Source organism: Mycobacterium lehmannii, from assembly GCF_002245535.1.
Classification (GTDB): Bacteria; Actinomycetota; Actinomycetes; order Mycobacteriales; family Mycobacteriaceae; genus Mycobacterium; species Mycobacterium lehmannii.
The window spans coordinates 33,096-46,884 of the sequence record NZ_NKCN01000024.1 but is presented as its reverse complement, the minus strand read 5'-3'; the positions used below and the strand labels follow the sequence as shown (position 1 = coordinate 46,884).

General features: G+C 66.1%; 15 protein-coding genes. 9 read left to right on the top strand and 6 right to left on the bottom strand.

All coding sequences use genetic code 11. The annotated features are described in order from the left end of the window. Window positions 1-3 precede the first annotated feature (3 nt). Window positions 4-201, bottom strand: a complete 198-nt coding sequence (locus CEX87_RS21965) for a (2Fe-2S)-binding protein (RefSeq protein ID WP_064393752.1) — start codon at window positions 199-201, stop codon at window positions 4-6. A 10-nt stretch (window positions 202-211) separates the two neighbouring features. Beyond that, a complete protein-coding gene (locus CEX87_RS21960) occupies window positions 212-844 on the bottom strand; it encodes a hypothetical protein (protein ID WP_064418618.1) in 633 nt (210 codons plus the stop codon). Between the two features lie 241 nt (window positions 845-1,085). Here CEX87_RS21960 and bfr point away from each other — a divergent pair, with 241 nt between their 5' ends. The 4 genes from bfr (at window position 1,086) to CEX87_RS21940 (ending at window position 5,750) form a co-directional block, all read left to right on the top strand. Beyond that, window positions 1,086-1,571 (top strand): bacterioferritin, encoded by a 486-nt coding sequence (gene bfr, locus CEX87_RS21955; protein ID WP_064418619.1) that lies wholly within the window; start codon window positions 1,086-1,088, stop codon window positions 1,569-1,571. Window positions 1,572-1,763: 192 nt separating this feature from the next. Then, window positions 1,764-3,815: an MDR family MFS transporter gene (locus tag CEX87_RS21950; RefSeq protein ID WP_064418620.1), complete on the top strand. Its 2,052-nt coding sequence runs from the start codon at window positions 1,764-1,766 to the stop codon at window positions 3,813-3,815. Between the two features lie 61 nt (window positions 3,816-3,876). After that, on the top strand, window positions 3,877-4,359 hold the full coding sequence (locus CEX87_RS21945) for a carboxymuconolactone decarboxylase family protein (RefSeq protein ID WP_064425493.1): 483 nt from the start codon (window positions 3,877-3,879) through the stop codon (window positions 4,357-4,359). A 20-nt stretch (window positions 4,360-4,379) separates the two neighbouring features. Next, window positions 4,380-5,750 (top strand): type I glutamate--ammonia ligase, encoded by a 1,371-nt coding sequence (locus tag CEX87_RS21940; protein ID WP_082693815.1) that lies wholly within the window; start codon window positions 4,380-4,382, stop codon window positions 5,748-5,750. Window positions 5,751-5,785: 35 nt separating this feature from the next. Here CEX87_RS21940 and CEX87_RS21935 read toward each other — a convergent pair whose 3' ends face one another. Continuing rightward, window positions 5,786-6,202 carry a nuclear transport factor 2 family protein gene (locus CEX87_RS21935; RefSeq protein ID WP_174522744.1) on the bottom strand — a complete coding sequence of 139 codons (417 nt, stop codon included), beginning with the start codon at window positions 6,200-6,202 and terminating at the stop codon, window positions 5,786-5,788. A 16-nt stretch (window positions 6,203-6,218) separates the two neighbouring features. Beyond that, entirely contained in the window at window positions 6,219-8,039 is a 1,821-nt protein-coding gene (locus CEX87_RS21930) for an N-acyl-D-amino-acid deacylase family protein (RefSeq protein ID WP_064393759.1), read from the bottom strand. Between the two features lie 126 nt (window positions 8,040-8,165). On the opposite strand from CEX87_RS21930, the gene CEX87_RS21925 reads away from it, so the two are divergent. The 5 genes from CEX87_RS21925 (at window position 8,166) to CEX87_RS21910 (ending at window position 11,300) form a co-directional block, all read left to right on the top strand. Further along, a complete protein-coding gene (locus tag CEX87_RS21925) occupies window positions 8,166-9,077 on the top strand; it encodes a dienelactone hydrolase family protein (RefSeq protein WP_068201680.1) in 912 nt (303 codons plus the stop codon). A gap of 181 nt (window positions 9,078-9,258) precedes the next feature. Further along, the gene (locus CEX87_RS27260; RefSeq protein ID WP_156617011.1) at window positions 9,259-9,423 is read left to right on the top strand and encodes a hypothetical protein; all 165 of its coding nucleotides are present in this window, start codon (window positions 9,259-9,261) and stop codon (window positions 9,421-9,423) included. 65 nt (window positions 9,424-9,488) lie between these two features. Then, window positions 9,489-9,887 (top strand): hypothetical protein, encoded by a 399-nt coding sequence (locus tag CEX87_RS21920; RefSeq protein ID WP_064394150.1) that lies wholly within the window; start codon window positions 9,489-9,491, stop codon window positions 9,885-9,887. A gap of 259 nt (window positions 9,888-10,146) precedes the next feature. Then, a complete protein-coding gene (locus CEX87_RS21915) occupies window positions 10,147-10,605 on the top strand; it encodes a hypothetical protein (protein ID WP_068201678.1) in 459 nt (152 codons plus the stop codon). Beyond that, the gene (locus tag CEX87_RS21910; RefSeq protein ID WP_068201676.1) at window positions 10,602-11,300 is read left to right on the top strand and encodes an HAD family hydrolase; all 699 of its coding nucleotides are present in this window, start codon (window positions 10,602-10,604) and stop codon (window positions 11,298-11,300) included. The genes CEX87_RS21915 and CEX87_RS21910 overlap by 4 nt, the downstream gene beginning before the upstream one ends. 13 nt (window positions 11,301-11,313) lie before the next feature. On the opposite strand, the gene CEX87_RS21905 is transcribed toward CEX87_RS21910, so the two are convergent. Next, window positions 11,314-12,414, bottom strand: coding sequence for an Rv2629 family ribosome hibernation factor (locus CEX87_RS21905; protein WP_068201673.1), 1,101 nt, complete (start codon window positions 12,412-12,414; stop codon window positions 11,314-11,316). Window positions 12,415-12,513: 99 nt separating this feature from the next. After that, the gene (locus CEX87_RS21900; RefSeq protein WP_094289114.1) at window positions 12,514-13,788 is read right to left on the bottom strand and encodes a cytochrome P450; all 1,275 of its coding nucleotides are present in this window, start codon (window positions 13,786-13,788) and stop codon (window positions 12,514-12,516) included. Between the last annotated feature and the right edge of the window lies 1 nt (window position 13,789).

The following is a 13,789-nucleotide window of genomic DNA, read 5'->3' as shown; positions in this document are numbered from 1 at the left end:
AGGCTAGTGATTCACCGCTCTGGGCGCCGCGTCGTCGGCTTCGCAGTGCGCCGCGATGATCGCCCGCAGGGTGCGCCGGCACCTCCCGCAGTCGCCGCCGGCGCCGCAGGCCTCGGCGACCTGCTTCGACGTCCGGGCGCCGTTGGCCACGCATTCGGTTACGTCGTGGCTGGTGATTCCCATACACAGGCAGACAAACATCGCGCCCCCGTCACCCCTGCCCGTCGATGCTCATCAGGTGGGCGAACCGACCGATGAAGTGGCTCGGATACGGACCCAGTCCCGAGTTCGTCATCCACTCCGCGGCCGCGTCCGGGTGATCGATCCACTGCCGTGCGGCGGCTTCATCCTCGATCTCCTGCAGGATCATGACTTCCTGCCCGTCGTCGAGGGCACGGTAGACCCAGATCTTGCGCACCCCGCCGCGCTTGAAGCGTTCGACGCCGTCGTGAATCTTGACCATCAGGGCCGACACGTCCTCGACCGACGACATGACGCCCACGACCACCCGGCCGACGTGATCGGCGGGCGAGGGCGGGTAGAGGTCGATCTTCTCGACCACTTCGCCACCGAAGATCGGCGGGATGTCATCGACGCCGGCGATGTCGAACCACTCGAAAACCGCCGATGACCGAAGGACGTCACGAATTGATCGCGCATTTCGGATTCCAATTGTCACCAGGACGCGGCTGGGCTCCCAGATCGACTCGTATACGACGACATGATGGGCGCCGATTGATTGCAGATTATCGCGACGCTTCTTGAGCCATTTCCACATTCGCTCGACATCGGCGACGCGAAAATCACACGCCAAAATCAATGAGTGCAGATCGAACTGACCCATCGATTCTTCCCGTCTCGCTCGTGCCCTCGCCAATGGTTAGCGCAGTCTAACCTTACTTAGCCTAGGCAGTCCAGACTAGGCCCCGGATCTGCGCCTCGAGTCGCCGGAGCGGTTGAGAATCCACACAAAAACACGCGTTGCGCAGGTTTTAAAGCGCGCTTGCGCGGCGTAACTGCACTAGCGTTGAAGGTGCACGACCGACAGCGAGTCTTGACCAGCCCTCAAGTGCCTAGGAGCGATCATGCAAGGCGATCCGGACGTCCTCAAACTGCTCAATGAGCAATTGACGAGCGAACTGACGGCCATTAACCAGTATTTCCTGCATTCCAAGATGCAGGCGAATTGGGGCTTCACCGAACTCGCCGAATACACGCGCAAAGAGTCCTTCGAAGAAATGAATCACGCGGAGGACATAACCAATCGAATTCTCCTCCTCGACGGGCTGCCCAACTATCAGCGACTGTTCTCGCTGCGGATCGGCCAGACCCTGCGTGAGCAGTTCGAGGCCGATCTCGCGATCGAGTACGAGGTGCTCGAGCGTCTCCGCCCGGGCATCATCATGTGCCGCGAAAAGGGCGACGCGATCTCGGCGACTCTGCTCGAGAAGATCCTCTCCAACGAGGAGGAGCACATCGACTACCTCGAGACCCAGCTACAACTGATGGACAAGCTGGGCGACGAGCTCTACGCGGCCCAGTGTGTGTCGCGCCCGCCGACCGCGTTGTAGCGCACACCCGCCCACTCCCGCGCACTGCCTCCACGTGGGCCTTACAGGTGGCGCGAACGTGCGCGTCTGCACAGGACACACCGCGCTTTTACAGCGTTTTGTGCACTCTCGCGGCGGCAACCCTCACCCGGTGCGTAACTTTCATAGCTTTCCTAACGATATGGCTGAAGGATTCGCATCGGAAGGGAAGCAGTGACGAGCCACGCCACGACAACGGCCGCCGATCCCGCCGCCGGCGGCAGTGAGATCGGCCCGCGGCGCCGCAACGCCATCTTCGTCGCGGTGCTGCTCGGGATGCTGCTGGCCGCTCTGGACCAGACGATCGTGGCGACCGCACTGCCGACCGTGGTCGCCGACCTCGGCGGTGCGGGCCACCAGTCGTGGGTGGTGACGAGCTACCTGCTGGCGTCCACCATCGTCACGGCCGTCGTCGGCAAGCTCGGCGACCTGTTCGGCCGCAAGAACGTCTTCGGCGTCGCCGTGCTGTTCTTCTTGGCTGGTTCGGTGCTGTGCGGGATGGCCGGTTCGATGACCATGCTCGTCGCCTCCCGGGCGCTGCAGGGCGTCGGCGGTGGCGCCATCATGGTCACCGCGATGGCGTTGATCGGCGAGGTCATCCCGCTGCGCGATCGCGGTCGCTACCAGGGCGCCCTCGGCGCGGTGTTCGGTGTCACCACCGTGATCGGGCCGCTGCTCGGCGGATTCTTCACCGACCACCTCACCTGGCGGTGGGCGTTCTGGATCAACGTGCCGGTCGCGCTCGTGGTGCTCGCTGTCGCGGCGGTGGCCATCCCGCCGCTGGCCAAATCCGGGAAGGCCGTCATCGACTATGCGGGCATCGTGTTCGTCGGACTGGGCGCCTCCGGGTTGACGTTGGCCACGAGTTGGGGCGGCAGCACGTATCCGTGGTCCTCGACGCCCATCATCGCGTTGTTCGTGGGCTCGTTCGCGGCCCTGGCCGTCTTTGTGTGGGTCGAACTTCACACCGCCGAACCGATCCTGCCGATCCGGTTGTTCGCCAGCCCGGTCTTCACCGTGTGCTGCATCCTCGGGTTCATCGTCGGATTCGCCATGCTGGGCGCGTTGACGTTCCTGCCCACCTTCATGCAGTTCGTCAACGGCGTCTCGGCGACGACGTCGGGTCTGCGCACGCTGCCGATGGTCGCCGGCATGCTGATCACCTCCATCGGAAGCGGCCAGATCGTCGGGCGCACCGGCAGATACCGGATCTTCCCGATCGCTGGCACCGCGACCATGGCGGTGGCGTTCCTGTTGCTCTCCGGTATGGATGCGGCGACACCGACCTGGCAGCAGTCGCTGTATCTGTTCATCCTCGGCACCGGGATCGGACTGTGCATGCAGGTGCTCGTCCTCGTCGTGCAGAACACCTCGAGCTTCAGCGACCTCGGCGTGGCCACCTCCGGGGTCACCTTCTTCCGGACCATCGGAAGTTCGTTCGGCGCAGCGATTTTCGGCAGTTTGTTCGCCAACTTCCTCGCCGACCGGATCGGACCGGCACTGGCCACCAGCGGTGCGCCGGCGCGCGCAGCGGAGTCACCACAGCTGCTTCACACGCTGAGCCCGCAGATGGCCGCGCCGATCGTCGAGGCCTACGCCGACTCACTGGGTCGCGTGTTCCTGTTCGCGGTACCCGTGGCGATCGTCGGCTTCGTCGTCTCGCTGTTCCTCAAGGAGGTACAGCTGCGTGAGGTGGAGACGGTGTCGGCCTCGGACCTGGGCGAGGGCTTTGGGATGCCGAGCACCGAATCGCCCGAGAAGATCCTCGAAGTGGCCGTCGGCCGGTTGTTCCGGGATTCGCCGGAGATCCGGCTGCGCAGCCTGGCCCGCGAACCCGGATGCGACCTCGACGTCAGCCAGATGTGGGCGCTGCTTCAGATCTACCGGCAGAACCAGGTGTTCGGCTCGGCGACGCTGACCGACATCGCCGAACGGCTCCGGGTGCCGCACGAGATCATCGAGCCGACGTTCGACGATCTGGTGCGACGCGGCCTGGCGCTTCGCACCGACGAACGGCTCTGGCTGACGCAGAACGGGATCCGGCAGGTCGACGCCATCTCGACGGCGATCGTGGGCCGCATCGTCGAAAAGTTGGGCACCTCGCCGTCCTTCGAGGGGCGTCCGGACCGGTTCCAGGTCGAGGCCGCATTGGAGCGCATTGCGCACCGAATGCTTCTGCAGCGCGACTGGACCGACGACCGCGCCCAGCTCGTCACCACCAGGTGATCGTGCAGGTCCGAAACTAGAACGCGTTCCAATTCGACGGCGGCGAGCGTACGATGCGGCCATGAGTCGAATTGGGGATTTCGCCGACGATGACGCTGCCGCCTGGGTGACGATGTCGCCGGATATCGGCATCGCGATGGCCGGCTTCACCAATGCGGTTTACACGAAGAACCGGCTGCCGATGCGGGTTCGCGAACTGGCGCGCATGGTCATCGCTCTGGACAACGAATGCGTGGTGTGCCAGAACACCCGCGACTCCGAAGGTCTGGCGGCAGGCGTCGACGAGGACCTCTACGACCACGCCGCCGAATGGCGAACCTGGCCGGGCTACACCGCGCAGGAGCGGATCGCCGCAGAGTTCGCCGAACGGTTCGCCAGCGACCACACCGGCCTGCGCGACGACGAGGACTTCTGGCAGCGCTGCCGCGAGCAATTCTCTGACGAGTTGCTCACCGATCTGGCGCTGTCGTGTGCGATGTGGCTGGGCATGGGCCGCATGCTGCGCACACTCGACATCGGCCAAAGCTGCAAGATCACGCTGTAACTCGCGACAAGGCGCGCACAATGGCTGCGGTGAGCTCGACGACAGCCAAACCACTCGCGGCGGCGGCGATCGCCCAGCTCGAGGCCGACGGGGTTGCCACCCTCATCGGGACGATCATCAACGCCGCCGGACTCACGCTCGCCAAAACCGTGCCACTGCGCCGGATGGGCACCTTCGCCGACCCAGGGCTCGGGGCCAGCCCCGTGTGGCACGTCTTCGCCATCGACCAGAGCGGCATCGTCTTTGGTGACAAGATCGGCGTGGTGGGGGACCAGCGGATCCGGATCGACCTCGGCGCATTGCGGATCCTCGGTGACGGATTGGCCTGGGCGCCAAGCAATTTCTTCAATCAGGACGGCACCCCGGACGCCTACTGCACCCGTGGCGCCCTCGGCCGGGTCGCGGATCGGTTGTCCGAGGCGGGAATCAGCACGGTCGTGGGCCACGAGATGGAGTTCATGCTCGTCGGACCCGACGGCAACCGGTTGCCGTCGCACCTGTGGGCCCAATACGGCCTGGCCGGGGTCTTGGAGTTCGAGGGGTTCGTCCGCGACGTCACCAACGCGGCAACCGCATCGGGCGTCGCGATCGAACAGTTCCACCCCGAGTACGGCGTCAACCAGTTCGAGATCTCGCTGGCCCCCCTGCCGCCCGTTGCGGCGGCCGACGCCCTGGTGCTGATGCGGATCATCATCGGACGGGTCGCGCGGCGGTACGGGATGCGGATAAGCCTGTCCCCGGTCCCGTTCGCCGGAGAGGTCGGATCGGGTTCGCATCAGCACTTCTCGATGACGCGTGATGACGCCCCCGTGTTCTCCGACGGAGACGGTGTCAACGGTTTGACACCCGAGGGGGAGTCGGCGGTGGCAGGGTTGCTCGCCGGCCTTCCCGAGGCTCAGGGCGTGCTCGCCGGTTCGCTGTTGTCCAGCCAGCGCATGCAACCGGGCCTCTGGTCGGGGGCTTCGGTCTGCTGGGGCACCGAGAACCGCGAGGCGGCAGTGCGTTTCCTGATCGGCGGCGTCAGCAACCCGTCGGGGGCCAACGTCGAGGTCAAGGTCGTCGACCCGTCGGCCAATCCGTATCTGGCGACGGCGGCGATCCTCGGGCTCGCCCTCCACGGGATCGAACGCCAGCTGGCACTACCGCCGGAGACGACGGTCGATCCCGCAATGCTGACCGATGAGCAACGACAGTGCGCCGGCATCGTGATGATGGCCCAGAACCAGGCCGAGGCGATCGACGCACTCGAGCACTCCTCTCTGATGCGGTCCATCCTCGGCGATGCGGTCGTGGATGCCGTGGTCGCGGTGCGCCGCTACGAGCACGATAACTTCGGCGACCTCAGCGCCGAGCAGGCCGCCGAGAAGTTCCGATTAGCCTGGAGCGTCTAGGTTTCCGCGCATTGCCACGCGCCCTCAGGGCTGCGTCAGATCAGTCCGGTCGCGTCGAACACCCATGACATGTCGGCGTTGGCGAAGTCGTCCATCCACGTGGCCGGCGCGTTGTTGGCCAGCGCGCCCATGTCCCAGTAGTCCTTCCACAGCGTGATCTTGCCGTCCTCGACGCGATGCACGCTGACGAATTTCAGTACGGCCGATTCACCTGTGGCCCAGTGCCATTCCTCGGAATGCTCGTACATCACGTCCGCACCGTTGTCGACCAGCAACCCCGTGAAGTTCTCGTAGGAGGCCAACGGCTCCAAGCCGATCTTGAGCCGCTTGACGATGTCCTCCGGCCCACGCGCAGCGGCCGCCGGACCTACGGGCACGTCGAGGTAGATGCAGTCGTCGGACAGAAAGGTCTTGACCGCCTCCCAGTCGCGCGCCGACAGCGCCTTCCACATGCCCAGAACCGTATCCTCAACCGACACTGGCCAATTCCCCTTCCTGCTCGACGAGCGCGGGCGCCTTGTGCGCTGCGCGCAGGAACCGTCCGGTCCGCCGTTTGCCGACGAGATGCGTCGGCTTGCCGTCGAGGAAGACCGCGCGGCCGCCGACGAACACACCCGAGACAGTGTCGTCGTTGCGGTTGACCATGCGCGACAGCCCGCCGTAATGGTCGACGCGCTCTTCTGCGTAGCGGTCCAGCGAATCGTCGAGGTGTGCGGGGTCGACGATCACGATGTCGGCGCGGTCGCCGATACGCAGGTGCCCGGCGTCCAGGCGATACCAGTCGGCCAGCTCACCGGTGAGCCGGTGCACCGCGTGTTCGACCGTCATGAACGGCTTCCCGGCGCGTTCGGCGCTGTACACGTGGCGCAGCAACCGCAGACCCATGTTGTAGAACGCCATGTTGCGCAGGTGCGCACCGGCATCCGAGAAGCCCATCTGGATGCCGGAATCGGCGGCGAGCTTCTTGAGCACCTCGGGGCGATGGTTGGAAATCGTGGTGCGCCATCGCAGTGCCGTGCCGTGTTCGAGCACCAGGTCGAGGAAGGCGTCGACGGGATGCACACCGCCGCGCTCCTGACCGACCAGACCGAACGACTTGCCGACGATCGATGTGTCCGGGCACGCGACGATCTCGGCGTCGAAGAAGTCGCGCTGCCACACCCGGATGCCGAGCTTGCTCTCGTACTCCTTGCGGAATCGGCGCCGGTAGGCCGCATCGCGCATGAGCTCGTTGCGCTCGACCTCGTCGCGCAGATGCAGCGCCGCCGCGCCCGCGCCGAATTCCTCGAAGACCACCAGATCGATGCCGTCGGCGTAAACCTCGAAAGGGACCGGCAGATGCTGCCAACGGAAGTTGCCGCCGAGCCTGTTGACCAGCCGCGCGGCCGGACCGAGCGCGTGGATGCTGTACGGGTTCGATTTCACGTCCGCGGCCGACAACAAGCTGGTCTTGAGCGGATTGCGGATGAGGCCCAGCGACTGCGCCAGCTGTGAGCCGAGGTTGAGCGGGTTCTCGATGTCGGGGCCGGACTGCAGAACCCGGCCTGCGCGTCGCAGCAACGCCTTCAACCGACGCAGCTCGCGCGGTTTGGCGTAGGTCGACGGGAGGGTCCTCGACCGGCACACGTCACCATCGAGCTTGTCGAAAAGCAGCTGTTGCGACGACATTCCGACGAATCCGGCCTCCAGCGCCTCCGACAGCCAGCACTCCATCTGAGCTTGCTCGGCCTCGGTGGGGCGCTGGTCCTTACGCGTGGCGCGGTCGAGTCCCATGGTCGCGGCGCGCATGTCGGAGTGACCGATGAATGCCGCGATGTTGGGGCCGAGCGGCCGGGATTCCAGAGCTTGGATGTATTGCTCGCAGTTCGACCAGGTCTTGTGCTCTTCGACCGCGGCGATCACGTGGTCACGGGGGATCGCCTCGACCCGACCGAAGATGTCACCGGCGTCGCTGGCGTCGACGTGCACGGTCGACAGCGAGCAGGACCCGAGCATCACCGTGGTCACGCCGTGGCGCAGCGACTCGGCGAGGGCGGGACCGTTGAGCACTTCGACGTCGTAGTGGGTGTGGATGTCGAGCATGCCGGGCATGACCCACTTACCGGTCGCGTCGATGACTTGCGGGCAACCGGTCGCGTCGAGATCGTCTTCGCTGACCGCCACCACACGCCCCGCGCGGATACCGAGGTTGCGGATCGCCGACGGAGCGCCGGTGCCGTCGAACCAGAGGCCGTTGCGGATGATCGTGTCGTAGCTCACCCCGCCATAGAACAGCCCGGCGATTGCCATGTCAACGAAATCTGTGAACAGATTCGTGGATTTGTCTACTGTGCTCGCTGACGTGCATGTATCCGACGATGTCGCTGCCTCGTGCGAGGGTTCCGGCGGTGTCCGTATCGGGGCATACTCGCTGGGATGACCCCCCTCCAGCGGTACATCGCCGAAGAGATCGCCACCGACCACGTCGACGGTCTGCTGTCGCGGCGGGAGGCGCTGCGCCGGTTGGCGCTGCTCGGTGTCGGCACCGCGGGCGCCACCGCGTTGTTCGCCGCATGCGGCCAGAACCGGGAGCCGACGGCCGACGCCCCGGCCACGTCGAGCGGCGCCGTCATGGCCAGCGCCCCGCCGCCCGGCAGCGAGACAGAGGTGGCGACCACACCGGTCAGCTGGGCTGGGCCTCGCGGCGAATTGCAGGCCGCTTGGGCCCAGGCGCCGGACGTCCGCGGCGGCGTGCTCGTCATCCACGAGAACAAGGGGCTCAACGACTACATCCGTTCGGTGGCGGGTCGCTTCGCCGGAATCGGCTACTCAGCGCTGGCGATCGACCTGCTCTCGGCGAAGGGCGGGACATCGACGTTCGCCGATCCCGCGGAGGCGACCGCGGCGCTGGGCAAGATCCCGCCAGAGGAAGGGGTCGCGGATCTGAAATCGGGCATCGACGAACTGCAACGACGCGTTCCCGGCAAGAAGGTCGCGGCGGTCGGCTTCTGCATGGGCGGTGGTTATGTGTGGCGGTTGTTGGACTCCGGTGAGCCTCGGCTGTCGGCGGCGGTCCCGTTCTACGGGCCCACACCCGACAACCCCGACTTCTCCGGATCGAAAGACGTTGCCGTGCTGGGGATTTATGCGGCCCAGGATCAGCGGGTGAACGCCACCGAACCCGTCGCGCGGGCGGCGCTCGAAAAAGCCGGTCTGGTTTTCGAGTTGGTCACCGAACCCGACTCCAACCACGCATTCTTCAACGACACCGGCGAGCGTTACAACGCGACCGCCGCGGCCGACGCGTGGCACCGTGTGCAGGACTGGTTCACCCGATACGTCGCCTGAGCCCATTCCCGCGACCGTGCGTGCCTGCACACGACACGCCGCGGAAAATCAGCCTTTTGCGCACCGTCGCGGGCCGACGAATGTGCGCAAACCCCGCCACCGTCCGCACAGTCACCGGTAGTTCGTCTGCCCGCCACCGACTCGTCAACGCCAGCACACAGCCCACGGTCACATTCAGCGCATGCGCGTCGTGCAGATCGCCGATTTCTACGGCCCGCTCTCGGGTGTCCTGCGCACAGCGGTCGATCGCCTCGTCGCCGAGTACCGAACGCTCGTTGACCCGCGACGGTGCGCAAAGTGCGGATCTAACGCGGCGTGTCGTCAGCAGACCCGCACGCTCGCGTAACAGGGATGGTGCACGGTCGCCGAAAGGGGGCACGCGCACGTGTGGCCTTGGCCTACGATCCGGAGATGATCAGGTCGCTGATGGTCGGGGTCTTCACCGTCGCGCTGAGCTGTGCGTCGGTCACCGCGACGGCAGCCGCGGACCCGGACGAGCCGCCCTGCTCCTTCACCCTCTCCGCCCCGCACGTCGTGCACGTATCAGGAACGGACATGGTGGCGGTGACGATGTCGCCGTCGAACTGCGACGGCGGCACCCCGTATCAGTCGATCGCCTGCGTCGAACTCCAGGGCAACGCGGGGCCGGAGAACTGTGTGCAGAACAACGGGCTGTTGACAGCGCGGGCGTACTACTCGCCGTATCAACCGGGCGCGACGTACGTGGCGACGGGTCGGGGTTGCTCCACCTCGGGCAATCCGCCCGAGCCGGTCTGCGAGCCGTCCGGACCGTTGACCGCGACGCTCTAGCATCGCCCAACAACGGGAATCCTGAGCTCCGCTCCGCAACAACGCTTTTGGTTGCTCAAGCGGGTAATTCCGTCGGCCGGGGGGCCGAAATCCCTGCCAGACAGCTGCGGGCGAGCCGCCATCGACTCAGCGAGCGCTGTCCCTATGGCGGCCGCCCCTAACTGTCTGACCATCGGCCGTTTAGCCGGATGGCTGCCCGGGCACACGCAGAATTAGCGGGTTCGTCAACGAGCCGGCTCGACAGACCAGAGGAGCCGACATGGATAACAACGCCATCGTGTGGATCATCGTCGCCATCGTTCTGATCGCCGCGATCGTGGCGGTGGCGCTCCTGGCGCGCAACGCGCGCAACAAGCGCCGCCGCATGGAAGCCGATCGGCTCCGCACGGAGGTCGACGAAGAGTCGCATCATCTCCGCAAGCGCGAGACCGTCGCGCAGGAAACCGAGGCTCGCGCCCGTGCCGCACAAGCCGAAGCAGAGGCGAAAGCCGCCGAGGCGGCCCGGCTGCAGGATGCTGCCCACACGCACCGCAACGCGGTCAACACCAAGCGCGACGAACTCGATGAACAACGCGCCCGCGCCGACGCCCTGGACCCGCAGACGCGAACGTCCGACTCGGTCGCCGATCCGTCGACCACCAAAACCGATGGCGTGCGAGACGATCGAACCACGCGTGCCGAGCCGAACCGGGCCCCCGAGCAGCACCACCGCTCGTGACCGAGCAAGCCAAGACCGCATCGGCCGTCCTCTTCGATATCGACGGGACGCTGATCGACTCGAACTACCTGCACGTTCATGCCTGGTACCGGGCATTTGAGGAGGCCGGTCACCCGGTCGAGGCCTGGCGCATCCACCGCTCCATCGGGATGGATGGCACGACACTGGTCAACACGCTGGGAGCAGAGGCTGACGAGGAGACCCGTAGCCAGGCCAAGGATTTGCATTCGCGCTACTACAAGGAGTTGGCGCCGCACCTGAGGCAACTGCCGGGCGCACGCGGACTGCTCGAAGCGGTGCACAAGCTCGACATCCGGGTTGTGTTGGCGACCTCGGCACCGGAAGAGGAGCTGTCGGTGCTGCGCGAGGTGCTCGATAGCGACCACCTGGTGTACGCGGTGACTTCCTCGGAGGATGTGGACACCGCCAAACCCGAGCCCGACATCGTCGAGGTCGCTCTCGAACGCGCAGGGGTGACGGCCTCGCATGCCGTCTTCGTCGGCGACACCATCTGGGATGTTGAAGCCTGTAAACGCGCAGGTGTCGACAGCATCGCGGTGCTCAGCGGGGGAGTCTCCCGCAGTGAGCTCGAAAAGGCCGGAGCACAGCGGGTTTTCGGGCACGCGCTGGAACTCTGCCAGCATCTCGACGACACACCGATCGCCGCGCTGGCCAATATCGTCGGCGCCCGCTGAGCCGCGCCCGGCGTCAGCGGGGCAGCGCGTAGCGCAAGATCGCGGCGACGCCGTCGGCCGGATCGATGCGCTCGTCGGTGCGGATCAACGCGGCTCCGGTGTTGATCGCCGCCATCGGCAGCGCCTCGTCGGCCCGCAGGGTCTGGCTCGGGGCCTTGCCCAGCTCGGAGAGGACGTTGGCGTTCGGCGCGATCGTGGCCAGGTCATCGCCGGCCACGACGGTCGCGTCGCCGACGTCTCCGATGATCAGGGTGTCGACGGCGCCCGCCCGCAAGGCCGCCGTCACGCCGTCCAGCCCTTCGGTCGCCATGCCCTCGCCGCGCCCGAGCTCGGCGGTGAAGCGTTGTGCGGCCTCGTCGATCGCCGCCACGCGGCGACGCTGAAACTCCTGGTCGATCTCGTGCTGCAGGTCGGCGTCGTCGAACCCGCTGTGCCGCGCCCCGACGCCCACGTCGACCACCAGCGAAGCGACTCGCTCGGGTAGTTCCCCAATCAGGTCGGTGCGCGACTGAACCTCGCCGACGACGAATACGACTTCGGGTTTGGCGTCGTCGACCAGCGTGGTCAGCTGGCTTGCGACCGCCCGGATGTTCTGTTGGCGCGCCTCATCGCTGGTCCGCTGCGGATCGCCATATCCCGGGGTGTCGGCGCCCGAAGCCTTGTGCACGGGGTAGGCATCCCCGTCGACGGTGTCCGAGACCGCGGTGCCCTCGCGGTACAGCGTGATGTCGCCGCCCTCGTAGTCCACGATCACCACGGCGTACGTCGGTCGGTCGAGGCCGTGCTCGACGACCGGGACGATGTAGGGCAGTGCCGACACCCGGACGACAGGCTCGATGGGCCGAATGAGGTGTTCGTTGACCAGGACACCGTCGGCGCTGGCCACGACCGCGCGACCACTGGGCCCGACCGGAGGAGCCGCATCCGTGATGGCCTGCTCGATGCTCTCTGTCACCGCCGGATCGGCGCCCTGCTCCTCGAGCTGCTCACGCAGCGCGCGCCACTTCAGGTCCATCTGGGCCGCCGCGTCGGCGGTGTTGTGGGAATCGTCGAAGTACACCGACGCATACGGGCCGTTCGAAGTCAGCAGGGTACGAAAGTGTTCGGGATGCATGGCCGTTGGTTACCCATGGAACGCCTGACGACACAAGTGATCGGCCAACCGGGCTGCGAACCATGTCACCGCCTGCGGCGCGACCCAGTCGTGACGAGCTCAGCGAGGCGGTGTCCAGGACACCGGCAGTCGCTTGATCCCGTGGATGAACGGCGACAGTAACCGCGCCGGTTCCTCGGTGGCGGCGATGTCGGGTATCTGCCGGTGCAGTTCCTCGAAGACGACGCTGATCTCGCGCCGGGCTAGGTTGGCGCCCAGACAGAAATGCGCTCCACCGCCGCCGAATCCGGCGTGCGGATTGGGGCTTCGTGTCACGTCGAACGTCCAGGGGTCGGCGAACTTGTCTTCGTCGCGGTTCGCCGAGCAGTACCAGAGCGTGGCCTTGTCTCCGGCAGACATCGTGACGCCGCTGAGTTCGCAGTCTTCGGTCAAGGTGCGGCGCATGTAGTTCACCGGGAACGCCCACCGGACGATCTCCTCGACGGCGGTGGGGGCAACGGTCTCGTAGTTCGCCCACCACCGCTCGCGTTCGCGCGGATAGCGGGTGAGCGCGAGCACGCCGTGGCTGATCGCGTTGCGGGTGGTCTCGTTGCCTGCCACCACCAACAGGATGAAGAACGACGCGATCTCGGCCGATGTCAGACGTTCTCCGTCGACTTCGGCCTCGACCAGCGCGGTCGTCAGATCCTCCTGGGGGTGGGCGCGCCGGTCTTCGGCGTGTGCGGTCGCGTAGGCGCCGATGTCCATCGCGACCTTGACGAACTCCTCGTAGTCCTGCGCGATGTCTTTGTCCCCGAAGCCGAGGATCACGTTGGTCCAGTGGAAGATCTGCTGATGGTCGTCCCCGGGGATGCCCATCATGTCGCAGATCACCTGCAGCGGCAGTGGTCCGGCCAACTCCGCGACGACCTCCCCGTGTCCGTCGGGATGTTCGGCGATCATCTCTTCGACGAGGCGCCGGGCGCGATCTCTGACCGAGGCCTCGGTGAGTGCGACCACCCTGGGGGTGAAGGCCCGGCTGACGATGTTGCGCAGCCGCAGGTGTCGTGGGTCGTCGGTCACGATCATGGAGCCGAAGTACTCGGACAATTCCGGGTTCGCGTCGTTGATGGTGACGCTCGGACTCGAGCTGAAGATATGCGGATGTCTGCTGGCGTACCAGACGTCGTCGAACTTGGTGATCGCCCAGTGGCCGGGACCTTCGGCCACACCGGGGGTTTCCAGCGGTGCGTGAAACGAGACCGGCGCTTCGCGGCGCAGCGTGGCGAATGCGCCGTCACGGAAGTCGTCGGGTTGCACCCAGAACTTCCAGGAACCCAGGTCGACCTCGGACAACGGCACCTCGGGCGGAGGTGTGCCGTTGACCCTGATCATG

Coding starts and splice junctions, on each gene's coding strand:
- CEX87_RS21915 (WP_068201678.1), top strand. CDS start 10,147: ATGGATAACAACGCCATCGTGTGGATCATCGTCGCCATCGTTCTGATC.
- bfr (WP_064418619.1), top strand. CDS start 1,086: ATGCAAGGCGATCCGGACGTCCTCAAACTGCTCAATGAGCAATTGACG.
- CEX87_RS21905 (WP_068201673.1), bottom strand. CDS start 12,414: ATGCATCCCGAACACTTTCGTACCCTGCTGACTTCGAACGGCCCGTAT.
- CEX87_RS21945 (WP_064425493.1), top strand. CDS start 3,877: ATGAGTCGAATTGGGGATTTCGCCGACGATGACGCTGCCGCCTGGGTG.
- CEX87_RS21930 (WP_064393759.1), bottom strand. CDS start 8,039: ATGGCAATCGCCGGGCTGTTCTATGGCGGGGTGAGCTACGACACGATC.
- CEX87_RS21920 (WP_064394150.1), top strand. CDS start 9,489: ATGATCAGGTCGCTGATGGTCGGGGTCTTCACCGTCGCGCTGAGCTGT.
- CEX87_RS27260 (WP_156617011.1), top strand. CDS start 9,259: ATGCGCGTCGTGCAGATCGCCGATTTCTACGGCCCGCTCTCGGGTGTC.
- CEX87_RS21935 (WP_174522744.1), bottom strand. CDS start 6,202: ATGTGGAAGGCGCTGTCGGCGCGCGACTGGGAGGCGGTCAAGACCTTT.
- CEX87_RS21965 (WP_064393752.1), bottom strand. CDS start 201: ATGTTTGTCTGCCTGTGTATGGGAATCACCAGCCACGACGTAACCGAA.
- CEX87_RS21940 (WP_082693815.1), top strand. CDS start 4,380: ATGGCTGCGGTGAGCTCGACGACAGCCAAACCACTCGCGGCGGCGGCG.
- CEX87_RS21960 (WP_064418618.1), bottom strand. CDS start 844: ATGGGTCAGTTCGATCTGCACTCATTGATTTTGGCGTGTGATTTTCGC.
- CEX87_RS21925 (WP_068201680.1), top strand. CDS start 8,166: ATGACCCCCCTCCAGCGGTACATCGCCGAAGAGATCGCCACCGACCAC.
- CEX87_RS21900 (WP_094289114.1), bottom strand. CDS start 13,788: ATGATCAGGGTCAACGGCACACCTCCGCCCGAGGTGCCGTTGTCCGAG.